Here is a 15,338-nt window from a genome sequence, read left to right on the forward strand (position 1 = left end):
GCTCATGCGCCGCGCCGCCCGCGCTTCTCACCTTACCGCGCGCTGCCCGCCCCGCGATCGAGCGATGCCGCGCGCACGGCTTCGCCGGGCTTCGTGAACACGCGCTGCCGCAGCGCGGCGATCTGCGCGTCGCGATCCTGCGGCGACAGGCCCGCCGACTCGATCTGCGCACGCTGCGCCGCATAGTCCGTATAGCGGCTTTGCCACGATGCGTCGTCCTGCTGCAACTGCGCGACGCGCGCGGCGGCTTCGGCGCCGAGCGTCTGCGTCAGTTGCGCGCGCATCGCATCGGGCGTCGCCCCGCTCTTCTGCAATTGCGCGATCTGGTCGATCGCGGCGCGCTGCTTATCGATGCGCTGCTGCGCGGCGCGCTCGTCGGCCGGCATCTGCTGTTCGAGCGCCGCGAGTCGTTCGGCCTTCTGCACATCCGTCAGCGTCCGATCCTGCGTGATCTTCAGCCGCGCGAGGTCGTAGCGCTGCCGCCACTGCTCCGCGCCGAAAAACGGCTGGCTCCAGTCACCGAGCGTGCGATATGCAATCGACGCACGCTGGTCGAGCGCGAGCTGCAGCGCGCCGAGATCGGACTTGTCGACCGCGCCGGCATCGCGCAGCTTCGCGAGTGCGTCGAGATAGGCGCGATAGCGGTGCCATACGTCGAGCGCCTCGGCCTGCGCCACGGTGCCGTCGAGTTGCGCGGCAATCTCCCGCGCGACGAACGCATCGAGCGCGGTCGCACTCAGGTCGCTCTGCGCGGTCAGGCAGTAGTCGAAGAAGTCGCGCACCGCGCGCGACTTCGCGAGATGGCCGCCGACATCGAGCGGCAACCGGGGCGCGCTGGAGCCGGCGAGCGACGGCGGCAGGCCCGCGCTTGCCGGCATGGCGGCCTGCGGCGGTGCGGCAGCCACGCTACCCACCGCCGCCGCATCCGGCGACTCGCCGCCGGCGCCTGTCCCTCGATGCCAGCCCGCGCCGCTCCACATCGCCACACCGGCAATCGCCGCCAGCCCCACGACACCGTAGACCACGGCACGCCGCGCCAGCGGCGCGCGTCCTTCACGTGCCGTCATCGATTACACGCCCGCCAGCTTCAGACGGTTCGCATGCGTGCGGATCACCGCGACCGGATCTTCCGCATACGCGCCGCGCACGCCGAGCAGCTGGTTGATCTCGTCGAGATGGTTCCACTTGTAGCTCGTGCTCAGCACCTTGCCGTACAGCGCACTGCACTTCGACACGACCCCGTCGTTCTGCCCGGAGCCGCGGTTGATCATCACCGTGCCCGTGCCGAGCAGCGCGAGCGTCGACAGATCGAGTGCGTTCGCCGGATCGACGACCGGAAGGGTGCTCGTGTCCGTGGCGCCCGTGACACCCAACACGGAGAGTGTCGGCTGGATCGCCGTGCCGGCCCACGAGTACAGCAGGTGCGTGTTGCCGCCGACGGTTTCGGTCGGCGCGCCGGTCTGGCAACTGCCCGGCGCACCCAGGCCCGCACTCGGGTAGTTCTGGTTGTACGTGGCGGCGCGTGCGGTGGTCAGCGTCTGCAGTGCGGCGAGCGCGTCCTGGTTCGTGTTGTGGGTGCTGCTCGTCAGGATCCCGAACACATTGACGAACGCGGCGATCACCGATGACGAAAGTCCGGTCGGATCGTACGCAAGCACGTTCTGCACGAAGTCGGCGAACTCGGAGCCGCGATGCGGCGTGCCGATCGTCGTCACCGACGCGACGAGATCGGGCGCGACGGCCGCGACATAGCGCGACGAGAGGCCGCCCTGGCTGTGGCCGACGAGATTGATCTTGGTCGCGCCCGTCGCCGCGAGTACCGTCTTCACGTAAGCGAGCAACTGCTCGCCGCGCCCGTTCGGGCCGTCATCGCTCTGGAAACCCGACAGGTTCGCGACGTAGACGGTCGCCCCGTTCTGCTGCAGGTCTTCCTGGATGCCGTACCAATAATCGAGCACGCCGGCGTACTTGTCGGTACCGGTGAGCCCGTGCACGAGGATGATCGGATAACGCGTCGCCGCGTAGCCGTCGGCGGGCGCGGTCGCCGCCATCGCCGCGTGCGTCGTCGCGAGCGTCATTGCCGCAGTCGTCCCCGCGAACGGCGCGATGCTCATCGCGCATGCCACTGCCCCTGCCACCACCCTGGAACGCATCGTATTGGCCATGCATGTTCTCCTGATTATTGTGCTGCCGGTGCGAATGAAGCCGGATCGATACGCACTATGCGTCGCCCACATCGCGACCACCGTGTGCGTCGAATGCGGGAGTGAATCACGAGTCGCGAACGTTTGCGCCCTGACTAGACACGGTTCTCTAATCGGTTGACGCGGCCCACCGGTTCGGGCGGGGCCGCGTTCATGCGTGCGCATGCTGCAATGCACACGCGCGATGCGTCAAAGCTTCGCACTCACACGCACCCATGCGGTCCGGCCCGGCTCCATCACCGGCGAGTTCGCCGGATAGCCGAAGCCCGCGTTGCCGGCGAGATTCAGGTGCTCGGTGTAGGCCTTGTTCAGCACGTTGTCGACGCCGACCGAGATCTGCACGGTCTTGCTGACGTTGTATTGCGTATGCAGCGAGAGCACACCGAATCCGGCGCTCGGGCCGAAGTCCTTGCCGACCACGTTGCCCTCGTTCAGGGCATAGCGATGCTGCGGCGCAACGATGCGCCACAGCCCCCCCGCCGACCACGCGCCCCGCGTGTATTCGAGCCCGATGCGTGCCTCGAGCGGCGGCATCTGCGGCAACGGCTCGCCGGTTGCGACGTTGCGCCCCCACGCATACGCGAGCGACGTCTCGACGCGCAGCGGCGAAACCGGTTTCCACGACACGCCCGCTTCGCCACCCATGATCTGCGCGTTGACGTTGGTTGCCTGCGTGGTCGGGCCCATCATGCCGGCCGCGTAGTTGAACAGGATGAAGTCCTGAACATAACCCGCATACGCCGACACCCACGCATCGAGCCGTTCGCTCTTGTATTGCGCGCCGATGTCGAGCTGCGTGGTCTTCTCCGGTTGCACCGCCGAGAACGCGTTGATCGAACCGGCCGGCCCGCGCTTCGCGGAAAACAGCTCCCAGTAGTCGGGATAGCGTTCCGTATGGCCGACGCCCGCGTACCACGTGACCGGCAGCGACGCGAGATCGCGCTCGTAGCGGACGAAACCGCTCGGCAGCACGCGCGTGCGATCGTCGTCGAAGGTCGGGTTCGGCATGCGCTTCATCATGCCGCTCGTCGTCGCGCGCTTGTCGCGTGCGCTCGCATAGTCGACGCGCGCGCCGCCGATCACGCGCGACACGTCGCTCGCATACCACGTCAGCTCGCCGAACACGCCTGCGTTCCACATCGTCGCCTGCGCATCCCACGGCTTGTCGCCGTAGTTCTGCCGCCCCATCGCCGAGCGCGAGTCGAGCCGGTTCGATTGCGCATCGACGCCCGTCACGAGCTTGAAGTCGTCGGCAAAGCGGAACGTCGCGGCCGCGCGCGCGCCGAACGTGCGCCGCCGCACTTCCGACGCCATCCGCATCGGCATGCTGCTGGTCGGGTCCGGTTGCCGCAACGTATAGTTGTCCATCACGTGATCGGCTTCGTTGTAGTACACGCGCGCTTCGATCCGGTCGAGCACGTCGCCGAGATGCTGCTTGTCGAACGACAGGCCGAACGTCTCGCGGCGGAAATGCGCGCCGTCCATCCCGCGCCCCGCGTAGCGCGCATAGCCGTCGCCGGTGCCGGCGGTCAGCTCGACGCGTGTATGGTCGTCCGGCGTCCAGCCGAGCGCCGCATCGGCGTTCCACTTGTCCCACTGCGACGGCACGGTGTTGCCGTTGCCGTCCTTGTAGTCCTGCGAATGCGCGTGGTTCGCGGTCACGCGGCCATAGACGTCCGGCGTGCCGGCCGTCACGTCGATGTTCTGGTCGTTGCGGCCGAACGACCCGCCGACCAGGCTGCCGTCGAAGCGCATGCCGGGCTTGTCGAAGCGCGGCGTCACGCGCTCGAACATCACGGTGCCGGCCGACCCGCCGGGACCGTACAGCACGGTCTGCGGCCCCTTCACGACGGTGACCTTGTCATAGCTTTCCGGCGCGATATACGACGTCGGCGCGTCCATCCGGCCCGGACATGCGCCGAGCGTCGACATCCCGTTCGCCAGGATGTTCAGCCGCGAGCCGAACATCCCGCGCAGCACGAGGTCGCCGTTGGTGCCGCCGCTGCGGATCGACGTGAAACCGGGGATCGTTTTCAGGTAATCCGCGCCGTCGCTGGCGGGCAGCGGCTGACGCGGAGTCTTCGGATCCGTGACGACGACGAGCGGCGTCGACAGCGGCGATGCGACGACTTCGATGGCCGGCAACGGCGCGGCCGTCTCGCCGGTCGGCGCGCCGGATGCGCGCGCCGTTTCGGCGGCCGCGGCGCTCGCGGCCAATGCGCCGACAGCGAGCGCGGGAACGGTGAGTTTCAGCACGCGCGGCATGCGCCGCGCACCGGGATTGCGTGACGCCCGCGGCGTACGCAACTGGAAAATGGTCATGATCGAAAGCCCGAGTGACGCCCTCCACGCGGCCTCGACGGGCCGCACGGATATCGGCGATGAATGGAACGGAAACAGCGCGTCAGGCGCGCTCGGGCGGGGCGCGCGGGTATGCGCGCGGATAGCGGTCGGCGCGCGCCGAGACGGCAGGCGACGCGACGGCGGAAACGGAAACGACGGGAATGGAAGCGAGTGCCGCGGCGGCTGGCGCGCCGATCGCGGGGCTGTGCGCGAAGAAACCGCAGTAGCCGCACGCATCGAGATGCAGCGCATGATCGTGCATGCGGCCCGCGTCGGGCGACGGGTGCGCGCCATGCTCCGTACTGCAGACGATTGCGTCGGGCGTGGCCGCCTGCGCGACGCGCCACTGCGACACCAGCGGCGCCGCGATCGCGAACCAGATCGCGAGCACGCCAAGCCAGGCGGTCAGGTGACGATGTCGGTGCAGCATGCTCGGCAACGAGTAAGCGGAATGTAAAAACAGCCGAGATGTTACAGAATGTTCAACACGATGGCCAGCACGGATGGCGGTAAACGAACCGGGGGCGCATGGTTGTCAACACAACCATGCGCCCCCCGCCTGCTGCATGCTTCCGGAACGCGCCGCTCAGGGCGCCATGCGCCGCAGCACGTCGTCGCGCCGGATGAAATGATGGTAAAGCGCGGCCAGCGCGTGCAGGCCGATCACGAAGTAGAACGCGTTGCCGATCAGCTCGTGCGCTGCCTTGATCGTCGGCCGCAGCGCCTTGTCGGGGCCGAACAGCGTGAACGAGACGCCGAGCCAGTCGAGCGACACTGGCTTGCCGCCCAGGTTAATCATCATGATGCCGAGCAGCGGCTGCGCGATGATGAACACGTAGAGCGCGACATGCGCGAGCTTCGACAGCCAGCGCAGCAGCGCCGCTTGCGGAATGGCCTGCGGCACCCGGCTGACGGCTCGCCACAGCACGCGCAGCACCGACAGCACGAGCACGAGCGTGCCCGCGGTGAGATGCACGTTCATCCAGAACACCCGGCTGTCGCTGCCTTTCGGCCCGCGGATCTCGATGGCCAGGTAGGCCAGCGCCACCAGCAGGAAGACGGCCCAGTGGAAGAAGATCGCGGGCGAGCTGTAGCGCGTCTGTTTCGCGAGGATGTTTCTCATGCTTCGTCTCGTGTTGTATGCGGGGAGGGGCGCATGCAGCCACCGGCCGGCGCCCGGCAAAACTGCCCCGATTGTAGCCGCACGGGCGTCCCGTTTTGCACGACGCGCGCAAATATCCGACGAATCGTCCACGCGCGCCGAGCGGGGCTTCATATGGAAAGTCCGCATCGCGCGCCAGAACGGCTGTGGCACGATGAAGCTTTGGTGCGACGGCGCGCGGGCATCATGAGCAAGGCGTTCTTCGTTGCGGCCTATCGGCTGACCGCCGCGTTGCTCGCGGTATCCACCACGCTGCACAGTGTCGCCGACTACTGGCACCTGCCGGGCTTTCATCTCGGCAACTACCTCAGCTACTTCACGCAACTGAGCAGCCTCTACGCGGCCGCGATGCTCGCCGTCGGGCTCTGGCGCATCGCGCGCCCCGGCTCGGCCCGCTACGAATCGATGCGCGGCGCCGCGGTGCTGTACGTATTGATCACCGCGATCGTCTATGAACTCCTGCTCGCGCGGCTCGATGCGCTGCACCACGTCACGCCGGCGTTCAACAACTGGGTGCTGCACCGGATCGTGCCGCTCGTCGTGCTGTGCGACTGGCTGTACGTGGAGCCGCGCCTGCCGATCCCGCGGCGCAGCGCGTTCGCGTGGCTCGGCTTCCCGATCGTCTATCTCAGCTATACGCTCGTGCGCGGCTCATTCGAGAACTGGTATCCCTATCCGTTCGTCGATCCGCGGCCGCACGGCTACCTGCCGGTCGCGATTCAGTGTTCGCTGATCGCGCTGGGCGCGGTGGCGCTCGCAATGGGTATACGCTGGCTCGGCAATCACGCGAGGCAATCCGGCGCGGTGACGCTCAGGAAAGGATGATGGCGGGAGCGTGTGCGCCGCCCGGCGCACACGGGATGAAGCGGACGATCAGCCGCCGTTGCGCGGCAGGAAGTTCATCGGATCGACGACCTTGCCGTTCTGGCGGACTTCAAACTCGAACGTCGAACGGCCGCTCGCGTCGGTGCCCATTTCAGCGACCGGCTGGCCCTGGCGCACCGCGTCGCCTTCGTTGACGAGCAGCTTGCCGTTGTGTCCGTAGGCCGTGATGAGCCCGTTCTCATGCTTCAGGATCACGAGCGGCCCGTAGGCCTTGACGCCGGATCCGGCGTACACCACGCGCCCTGCCGCCGCGGCCCGCACCGAATGGTCAGGCCCGGACGCAGCGATCACGAGGCCGCGCGTCTTGCCGGCCGAGAATGGCGTCGCCACGACACCGGTGGCCGGCCACGCGAGCGAGCCCGGCTGCGCGGCCGCCGCGGGCGGCTGCCCGAGCGACGTCGCGGCAGGCGGCGGCGCGACGCGCAGCACCTGACCGGGATACACGGCATCGGTCGGCGCCATGTGGTTCCAGCTGGCCACGTCCTGGACGCGCTGCCCGTAGGCGTTCGCGACGCCCGCGAGCGTATCGCCCGGATTCACGCGGTAATAGCCGGCTATCACGCCCGGCGTCGCGGCCGACGTGGGTGCCGGCTGGCGCGCCGGCTGCCAGCTGTCGGTCCACGGCGTCATCGTGCAGCCCGTCAGCGCGATGGCTGCGGCAACGAGCGCCGCCTGCGGCAGCCAGCGCGTCAGCGCATCGTGGATGGGAATAGTTTCTCTCAAGGGTCCTCCCGGATTTGCGTCGTTGCGCCGCCCACCGCCCCCCGGCGCGCGACGCACGATGTCCGGCCGAACGGCCGGATCAACCAGTATCCGACCGCGCTCGCGGTCGTCAGTTTCCACAGCGGGACGTGGGTGCGAATGAGCTCACCGGCCCCTTTTTCGCTTCGTCCCGACCGGCAAAGATACCATTTGTGGCGGTCGAGGCCGCGTCAGGTGCCTGATCCGGCAACAATCTTGCGGGGTCGCACCGGCGTGCCGGTGGCCTGCAAGCCGCGCCGCGCGGGCCGTCGGGCGGGCTGTGGCGGCGCTTCCGCACGCCGTGCCGCCGTCGCGGGCGGTATCGATTCCGTCACATTCTCCCCGTCGTTCGCCACCTATACTCGGTGATGCACTGCGCGATCCAACGACAACGAGGAGCATGACAATGAACAACGCGACGTTTCTTTCCGTGCAGCTCAACGCCGACGACTTCTCCGGTTCCAGCGGCCTGGTCGAATTGCTCAACCGGCACCTGCTGTTCGCGACCGACGTCGCCGAGGCGGCCGATGCGCTCGTCCAGTTGGCGAGTGTCGCGCATATGACGGGCGCCACGCGCCACAGCGTCGAGCTGCCGGTCCTCGCGATCGAGCGGCTGCGCGACGCGCTCGACACGTTGAGCGGCTACGACGAAACGTGGCTGCAGGTGCTGGAACCGGCCGAAGCGCTGTTCCGGGATATCGGGCACCGCCGGCACGCGCTGCACTGAACTGGCGGCTGGCACGATAGGCGCGCCGCCAATGAAAACAGCCCGCCGTTCCGCATGACGGTACGACGGGCTGTTTGTACTTCCAGGGTCGGATCAGGCCGCCGATGCGGCCGCACCATTAACGACCCTTGTAGATCGGGGCGTCGTCAGCGATACGCTTGACTTGCCAGCCGGTCTTGGCCTTGGCCGGCGCGCCGGATTCTTGCGCGGCAGCCGGTTGCGCGCCGTAGCCGGTCGTGTCGGCAGTGGCGACGTTCTGTTGCGGGTTCAGGCGGGCTTCAGCAGCCTGGATGCCTTCCGGGTAGTTCGTACGGTCGCTGCCCAGCTTGTAGCCGGCCTGTTGCACGGCGACCAGGTCGGCCTTCACTTGTGCACGGGTGACGGGCGCGTTCTGTTGGGCGAACGAGACGGCGGGAACGGCGAGGACGGCAGCTGCGGCGAACGTTGCGATCAGCGATTTCATGATTACCTCCGGGATTTTTTTGCTCCGCCGCACACACCATGTCTGCAGCGATGGAACAGAGTTTAGTCCCGGCAGCACCTAGGGAAAACCATGAAACCACGAAAACACTATTTCCCAGGAACCAACAATCCCGGCATCCGGTATCGAAAAACCCTATCGATAGAATAGATTTTCGCAACAATGCCGCCCTCGCCAGCCGGTTACGACCAGTTCGCGTGGAAGCTGCCCGGCTTGTCGGTACGCTCGAACGTGTGCGCGCCGAAGAAATCTCGCTGCGCCTGCACGAGGTTCGCCGGCAGCCGCTCGGAGCGGTAGCTGTCGAAGTACGCGACCGCCGACGCGAACGCCGGTACCGGCACGCCGGCCTTCACCGCGGCGACCACGACGTCGCGCAGCGATGCCTGGTAATTCGCGGCGATGTCCTTGAAGTACGGGTCGAGCAGCAGGTTCGCGAGCGCCGAATCCTTCGCGTACGCGTCCGTGATCTTCTGCAGGAAACGCGCGCGGATGATGCAGCCCGCACGGAAGATCTTCGCGATCGTGCCGAGATCGAGGTTCCAGCCGTACTCTTCCGACGCCGTGCGCAGTTGCGCGAAGCCCTGCGCGTACGAGATCACCTTGCTCAGGTACAGCGCGCGGCGCACCGCTTCGACGAACGCGGCGCGATCGCCTTCGAACGGCGCGGCGGCCGGGCCCGCCAGGACCTTGCTGGCCGCGACGCGCTCGGTCTTCAGCGACGACAGCACGCGCGCGAACACCGATTCGGTGATCAGCGGCAGCGGCACGCCGAGATCCAGCGCATTCTGGCTCGTCCACTTGCCGGTGCCCTTCTGCGCGGCGCGATCGAGGATCACGTCGACCAGGTGCTTGCCGGTTTCCTCGTCCTTCTTACCGAAGATCTTCGACGTGATCTCCATCAGGTAGCTGTCGAGCTCGCCCTGGTTCCACTCGGTGTACACCGCGCCGAGTTCGTCGTTGGTCAGGCCCGCGACGTCCTTCAGCACCGCATAGCTTTCGGCGATCAGCTGCATGTCGCCGTATTCGATGCCGTTGTGGACCATCTTCACGTAATGGCCTGCACCGTCCGGGCCCATGTACGCGACGCACGGCTCGCCGTCCGACGGCGCCTTGGCGGCGATCTGCTTGAGGATCGGCTCGACGAGGTCGTACGCATCACGCTGGCCGCCGGGCATGATCGACGGGCCGCGCAGCGCGCCCTCTTCGCCCCCCGACACGCCCGTGCCGATGAAGTGCAGGCCCGATTGCGCGAGCTCCTGGTTGCGGCGGATCGTGTCGGTGAAGTGCGTATTGCCGCCGTCGATCAGCACGTCGCCCTTCTCGAGCAGCGGCTTGAGCGACGCGATCGTCGCATCGGTCGCCTCGCCGGCCTTCACCATCATCAGGATCCGGCGCGGCGTTTCGAGCGACGCGACGAATTCCTCGAGCGTATAGGTCGGCACCAGATTGCGGCCGGGGAATTCGGCGATCAGTTCGTCGGTTTTCTCGCGGCTGCGGTTATACACCGACACCGCGTAACCGCGGCTCTCGATATTGAGTGCGAGATTGCGGCCCATCACCGCGAGCCCGATCACACCGATTGCTTGTTTGCCCATTAGTCAATTCTCCGGAAAAAACGGGGCGCGACCCGAGCCGGGTCGCGCGCACAGGCGAAAGGATAGTGGAAACCCGGCGGCGATGCGCGCTTGCCTGTCATTGCTCCGCGTGCGGCAGCCGCCGGAACACGACGCTCAGGTTGTTCGCCGGCATCTCGACCACCTCGATGCAGTCGAGCCCGCGATCGAGGCCGAGCGCGACGACGGTCTCGAGATCGCGCACGCCCCACGACGGGTCGCGGCCGCGCAGCTGCAGGTCGAACGCTTCGTTCGACGGCGCCGTATGCCGGCCCTCGCGGCGATACGGCCCGTACAGGAACAGCACGCCGCCCGGCCGCAGCAGGCGCGACGCACCCGCGAACAGCGCGTCGGTGCAGGCCCACGGCGAGATGTGAATCATGTTGATGCAGACGATGGCATCGAGCGTGTCGACCGGCCACGACGCGTCGCGCACGTCGAACGCGAGCGGCCCGGCAAGGTTGGCGAGGCCGGCATGGGCAACCCACGCGGCGATCGAGCGCCGCGCCTGCGCATCGGGATCGCTCGGCTGCCAGTGCAGGCCCGGCAGCGCCTGCGCGAAGTGGACCGCGTGCTGCCCCGTGCCGCTCGCGATTTCGAGCACGCGGCCGCTCGCCGGCAGCACGCGGCGCAAGACGTCGAGGATCGGCCCGCGATTGCGTTCGGCCGCCGGCGCCGACAGCCGCGCGGACGGATCGGGCGAAGAGGTCGGATCGGTCACGATGCCTGCTCCGGTGCGTGGTTCGCGAGGCCCAGCCGCGCGGTCAGCGCGTCGAGCGCGGGTGCGCAGCGCGCCTCGACCTTCAGCGTCAGCATCGGATCGGCGCGCGTATGGCCGAGATTGAGCGCGGCGACCGGCTTGTTCTGTGCCTGCGCCCACACGCAGAAGCGATAGCCGGAATACACCATCAGCGACGAGCCGACGACCAGCAGCGCATCGGCCGCCTCGAGCGCCTGCGACGCGAGCGCCACGCGCTCGCGCGGCACGTTTTCGCCGAAGAACACGACCGCCGGCTTCAGCAGCCCGCCGCACGCGGGGCACGCCGGAATGCGGAAGGTGTCGAGCGCGGCCCATTCGAGGTGCGCATCGCCATCCGCGGCCGGCTCGGCCTGCGCGCCCAGCAGTTCGGGATTGTCGGCCTCGAGCATAACCTGGATCGTCGCGCGCGCATGATGCGCGCCGCAGCCGAGGCACGTGACGCCGTCGATTCCTCCGTGCAGTTCAATCACGTCGCCGCTGCCCGCGCGCTGGTGCAGGCCGTCGACGTTCTGCGTGACGAGCCGCTCGACCCGTCCCGCGCTGCCGAGCCGCGCCAGTGCCACGTGCGACCCGTTCGGCTGCGCGCGGCCGACGACGGGCCAGCCGATCATGCTGCGCGCCCAATAGCGCCGCCGCGCGGCATCGGAGCCGAGGAATTCGTGGAGCTGGATCGGCGGCGAGCGCATCCATTGGCCGTTGCGGTCGCGATAGCCGGGAATGCCGGAGTCGGTGCTGATGCCCGCGCCGGTCAGTACCAGCAGGCGCGGATGACGCTCGACGAACGTGTGCAGCGCATCGAGTGCGGCCGGTTCGACGTCGGCGGTTGAGGGATCGTTCTGAGCAGTGTCGTTCATGTTGGCAACGCGTGATCGGGCGCGTCGGCAAGCCGTGCGCCCGCACGGGCGGCCAGACACGCCAGCACATGATACAGAACGCCGCGCGATCGGGCCGATGGCCCGCGTCGCACATCGGCGCACAAAAAAAGACGCCCATCCGCCACTCGGCGATGGGCGCTTCAACAATTGATCCATCGGGGTAGTGGATCAACTGACAGCACAATTTCGCGGCGTCCGCCTTGCTGCGGCGGGTGAACGCTTCCCCTGGACTCCATGTGTTCCGCGATGCCGAATGCATCGATGCGCTGCCGGCTTTCCGGTGCGTGCCGGTTCGGCCCCGTCGCGCCACCGCAATGCACGGCACGCACACGTCTACGCCGCACGACGACTTGCGTTGCGCGCGGCAGATTGACGATCCGGGATCCGGGCCGGGCCATCCGCAGGCATTCACGGTTCATCCCCGACGGCCGACCGGCACCAGTCGGCCTCGTGCGTCATGCCTGCACGTCGTCGTTCAGAACAAACCCGATTGCGCGGATGGAACGGAAAGCCGCGCGCTCAAGTCGCCTCGATAAACGGCGAAGCGAATGGCCCGGCAGGTCGGCGATTCATGTTTGCAACACGACACGTTGCGATTCGGTCTGTTTTCATTCTCTTGTCCCCGTCTCCGATACGTCCGACCCACTGAAGCGATCGCCGGACCGACTGCGTCCGCGACCGCGCTCACGGCCTGCACAGATATGCAAGGAGCGCACCATGCTTCACGCCGCAAGGCCGCGCGGGTCAAAACGGGGCCATCGACGCGCATCGCGCACCGGCAAGCAGCGCGAACGTTTCGAAACTGAAACGCCTGCCGGATCGGCTGCCGTCGGCCGGCCGAGCCGTCACGCCGCACCCGCCCGGCCCGGGCAAACAGCGCGACGTCGCCTCTGCGAGCGACCGCCGAACGGCTTACAATCGCCCCACAGTGCCGCATGAACCGGCGCGCGGCGCGCACCACCCGACCGGAGCCCACCACCCGACCGGAGCCCACTACCCGACGCATGCCTGACGCACACGACTGGCTGGATACCGACTACCGCACGCTGTTCCGCCTGCATCCGGATCGCCGGATCGAACGCGAGAACGATCCCGACTGCTCGCCCGGGCCGCGCTTCTGGCTTGGCCGAAGCACCGACGGCAACCTGGCGGGCATACGCGCCGACGTGCCCACTCCTGTTGCAGACGAACTCGCACACCTGGCCGGCAGCGAACCGCCGTTGGCGGACCACATGCAGCCCGCGCACCTCGATCGCTATCTCGCGCTGCTCGCCCCTGTTCCGCACTGGAATATCGGCCTCGTCTACCCGCTGCCGCACGCACTCGGTTTCGACACCGACGCGCGCGTCGCGCTGATCGACGGCGACAGCGACGCGGGCCGGCATCTGCTGCATGCGCTGTCCACGCACGGGATGCCCGAAGGCCTGTACTCGATGGGATTTCGAAGCGCCGCCGATCTGTGGGCGCCGTGGTGCGCGGCTGTCGTCGATGGAGAAGTCGCGTCGGTCGCGTTTGCCGCGCGGCTGTCCGAAGTCGGTGCCGAACTCGGTCTCGCGACGGCCCCTGCATTTCGTGGGCGCGGGCTCGCGGCGGCGGTGACCGCGGCGTGGTCGCGACTGCCGTCGCTTCAAACGCGCACGCTGTTTTACAGCACCGACAGCGACAACCGCGCGTCACGACGCGTGGCGTCGCGCCTCGGCCTCACGCTGCGCGGCACGACGCTGCGAGTGGCATAGCACTGGAGCCAGCGCGACACCTCAACGAAAGGTGTCGATCACCTTGATGCGACGCTCGGTTTCGTTGACGAAGCAACTGTCGACCTCCACGAGCCCGAGCGTGCCGCCCGCATCGGGCTGCCGCGATTCGGCGCACTTCGCGTCCCGCGCCTTGAGCCAACGGCGCTCGTCGTTGCGCAGTCTCGCCTGCCCCTGCGCATCCAGGCTCGCCATCTTCGTCTTGTAGACCGCATTCAAGCGCTTGTCGGCTGCTTCGTATTTCAGTCCGAGGCAATTGCGGATGTCGGCCGTGTAGCCCGTTTCCTCGGCGGTCTTGCAAATAGCGGCGCGCTGCGCATCGTCCGCGAGCGCGTCCGACGCGACCGCGAAAAGCATCGCGCTTGCCGCCAGACCGATCGCCATGTGTCGAAGCATGTTCATCCGGATTTGTTGTTTTCAATGACGGAAGGCCCCGATTATGCCCGGCCCGCAGCCCGCATGACCTGCGTTGCCTCGACGTCAACCGGTCACCGCGCATGCCATACCGGGCAACCGTCGTGCAAACACGCTAGCATTCGAACACGCAACGTCGCGCGTTCGCTTCGCGCTGCCTCCAAGGACTCGACATGACCACGCCCGCCCCTGCCCGCCCCGATGTCGCGCATCGCGTCTTTTCGGACGGACGGTTGTCGATCGGCCTCACGCTTCCGCTGCTTCGCACCGGCCATATCGTCGCCGACTTCGACGAGCAGCTCGAACTCGCGGCGCTGGCCGACGCGCTCGGCTTTCGCGCGCTGTGGGTTCGCGACGTGCCGCTGAACAGCGCCGACTACCCCGATCCGGTCGGCCACCTCGACCCGTGGGTCCTGCTCGGCGCACTGGCGTCGCGTACGCGCCGGATCACGCTCGCCAGCGGCGCGATCGTGCTGCCGCTGCGTCATCCGCTGCATATCGCGAAAGGCGCGCTGTCGGTCGCGACGCTGTCGGGCGGCCGCTTCATCCTCGGGCTAGGCTCCGGCGACCGGCCGCCCGAATATGCGGCGTTCGGTGTCGATGCGGAGACGCGGCGCGACCGCTACCGCGCCCACTGGGACGTCGTCGCGGCCGCGCTCGGCGTGCCATCGCGCGTGCTGCCCGACGAAGCGCCGCCCGATGCGCCCGAATTCACGCTGCTGCCGCGCGGCGCCGACGCCGTGCCGATGCTGGCGGTCGGCTCGGGCGGACAAAGCGTCGACTGGATCGCGCGGCACTCGCTCGGCTGGATGACGTACCACCGCGATCCGGACACGCAGCGCGCACGCTATTCGATGTGGCGCGCGGCGGTCGACCGGCTCGCGACGCCCGCCTTTCGCGCATTCGGCGTATCGATGCGGCTCGACCTCCTCGCGGATCCCGATGCGCCGGCCACCGCGTTGCCGCTCGGCTATGCAACCGGACGCCGGGCATTAATCGACATCCTGCGGGACATGCACGCGGCGGGCACGCACCACGTCACGCTGAATCCCGGCTCGGACCGGCCCGTGCGCGAAGTCATCGAGGAAATCGCGGAACACGTTCTGCCGGTTTTTCACGACGAGCCAGCTTAATTCGGCAGGATTCCAGATTAATTCGATCCGATGCGTGCGTGGTGCATCGTAGTCGACGAGCCGACATTACAAATGTCTTGCGCGCCGACAATTGAAACGCCCGACCTGTCTGGCGACCCACAGTCCGCGTCGGACACATGACTGCGCAAACGCGCCGCAAACGCCCGCGCCGCGTCGGGTATGCCCGATTCGAATGATCGTCGACGGAACTATTCGGTTCCAATCGCAATCATGTTAACTTCCGTC

At 67.7% G+C, this 15,338-nt stretch carries 15 protein-coding genes; 4 read left to right on the plus strand and 11 right to left on the minus strand.

Annotated features, from left to right (window positions below; translation table 11 throughout):
* Positions 1-32 precede the first annotated feature (32 nt).
* The 5 genes from LGM56_RS08165 to LGM56_RS08185 form a co-directional block, all read right to left on the minus strand.
* Positions 33-1,067 carry a lipase secretion chaperone gene (locus tag LGM56_RS08165; RefSeq protein ID WP_089497378.1) on the minus strand — a complete coding sequence of 345 codons (1,035 nt, stop codon included), beginning with the start codon at positions 1,065-1,067 and terminating at the stop codon, positions 33-35.
* A gap of 3 nt (positions 1,068-1,070) precedes the next feature.
* On the minus strand, positions 1,071-2,165 hold the full coding sequence (locus LGM56_RS08170; RefSeq protein WP_226204016.1) for a triacylglycerol lipase: 1,095 nt from the start codon (positions 2,163-2,165) through the stop codon (positions 1,071-1,073).
* Between the two features lie 228 nt (positions 2,166-2,393).
* Positions 2,394-4,526: a TonB-dependent copper receptor gene (locus tag LGM56_RS08175; RefSeq protein WP_226204018.1), complete on the minus strand. Its 2,133-nt coding sequence runs from the start codon at positions 4,524-4,526 to the stop codon at positions 2,394-2,396.
* Between the two features lie 82 nt (positions 4,527-4,608).
* On the minus strand, positions 4,609-4,977 hold the full coding sequence (locus LGM56_RS08180; protein ID WP_226204020.1) for a DUF2946 domain-containing protein: 369 nt from the start codon (positions 4,975-4,977) through the stop codon (positions 4,609-4,611).
* A 156-nt stretch (positions 4,978-5,133) separates the two neighbouring features.
* The gene (locus LGM56_RS08185) at positions 5,134-5,670 is read right to left on the minus strand and encodes a cytochrome b (protein WP_226204021.1); all 537 of its coding nucleotides are present in this window, start codon (positions 5,668-5,670) and stop codon (positions 5,134-5,136) included.
* A 225-nt stretch (positions 5,671-5,895) separates the two neighbouring features.
* Between LGM56_RS08185 and LGM56_RS08190 the strand changes: the two genes are divergently transcribed.
* Complete coding sequence (locus LGM56_RS08190) at positions 5,896-6,534, plus strand: Pr6Pr family membrane protein (protein WP_124576341.1); 639 nt, start codon at positions 5,896-5,898, stop codon at positions 6,532-6,534.
* 48 nt (positions 6,535-6,582) lie between these two features.
* Here the strand turns inward: LGM56_RS08190 and LGM56_RS08195 are convergent, their stop codons facing one another.
* Complete coding sequence (locus LGM56_RS08195; protein ID WP_089427977.1) at positions 6,583-7,317, minus strand: peptidoglycan DD-metalloendopeptidase family protein; 735 nt, start codon at positions 7,315-7,317, stop codon at positions 6,583-6,585.
* A 424-nt stretch (positions 7,318-7,741) separates the two neighbouring features.
* On the opposite strand from LGM56_RS08195, the gene LGM56_RS08200 reads away from it, so the two are divergent.
* Positions 7,742-8,062, plus strand: coding sequence for a hypothetical protein (locus LGM56_RS08200; protein ID WP_089497384.1), 321 nt, complete (start codon positions 7,742-7,744; stop codon positions 8,060-8,062).
* 118 nt (positions 8,063-8,180) lie between these two features.
* Here the strand turns inward: LGM56_RS08200 and LGM56_RS08205 are convergent, their stop codons facing one another.
* The 4 genes from LGM56_RS08205 to LGM56_RS08220 form a co-directional block, all read right to left on the minus strand.
* Positions 8,181-8,525: a DUF4148 domain-containing protein gene (locus LGM56_RS08205; RefSeq protein ID WP_226204023.1), complete on the minus strand. Its 345-nt coding sequence runs from the start codon at positions 8,523-8,525 to the stop codon at positions 8,181-8,183.
* A 200-nt stretch (positions 8,526-8,725) separates the two neighbouring features.
* Positions 8,726-10,138 carry an NADP-dependent phosphogluconate dehydrogenase gene (gene gndA / locus LGM56_RS08210; RefSeq protein WP_089474452.1) on the minus strand — a complete coding sequence of 471 codons (1,413 nt, stop codon included), beginning with the start codon at positions 10,136-10,138 and terminating at the stop codon, positions 8,726-8,728.
* Positions 10,139-10,235: 97 nt separating this feature from the next.
* Positions 10,236-10,877: a DUF938 domain-containing protein gene (locus tag LGM56_RS08215; RefSeq protein ID WP_175237044.1), complete on the minus strand. Its 642-nt coding sequence runs from the start codon at positions 10,875-10,877 to the stop codon at positions 10,236-10,238.
* Positions 10,874-11,770 carry an NAD-dependent protein deacetylase gene (locus LGM56_RS08220; protein WP_226204025.1) on the minus strand — a complete coding sequence of 299 codons (897 nt, stop codon included), beginning with the start codon at positions 11,768-11,770 and terminating at the stop codon, positions 10,874-10,876. Before LGM56_RS08220 ends, LGM56_RS08215 begins: the two co-directional genes overlap by 4 nt.
* Positions 11,771-12,795: 1,025 nt before the next feature.
* Here LGM56_RS08220 and LGM56_RS08225 point away from each other — a divergent pair.
* Positions 12,796-13,527, plus strand: coding sequence for a GNAT family N-acetyltransferase (locus tag LGM56_RS08225; RefSeq protein WP_226204027.1), 732 nt, complete (start codon positions 12,796-12,798; stop codon positions 13,525-13,527).
* A gap of 21 nt (positions 13,528-13,548) precedes the next feature.
* Here LGM56_RS08225 and LGM56_RS08230 read toward each other — a convergent pair whose 3' ends face one another.
* A complete protein-coding gene (locus LGM56_RS08230; protein ID WP_226204030.1) occupies positions 13,549-13,947 on the minus strand; it encodes a lysozyme inhibitor LprI family protein in 399 nt (132 codons plus the stop codon).
* A 185-nt stretch (positions 13,948-14,132) separates the two neighbouring features.
* On the opposite strand from LGM56_RS08230, the gene LGM56_RS08235 reads away from it, so the two are divergent.
* Positions 14,133-15,092, plus strand: coding sequence for an LLM class oxidoreductase (locus LGM56_RS08235; protein WP_226204033.1), 960 nt, complete (start codon positions 14,133-14,135; stop codon positions 15,090-15,092).
* The last annotated feature ends 246 nt before the right edge of the window (positions 15,093-15,338 follow it).

It is taken from the genome of Burkholderia sp. AU38729 (genome assembly GCF_020419725.1).
GTDB lineage: Bacteria > Pseudomonadota > Gammaproteobacteria > Burkholderiales > Burkholderiaceae > Burkholderia.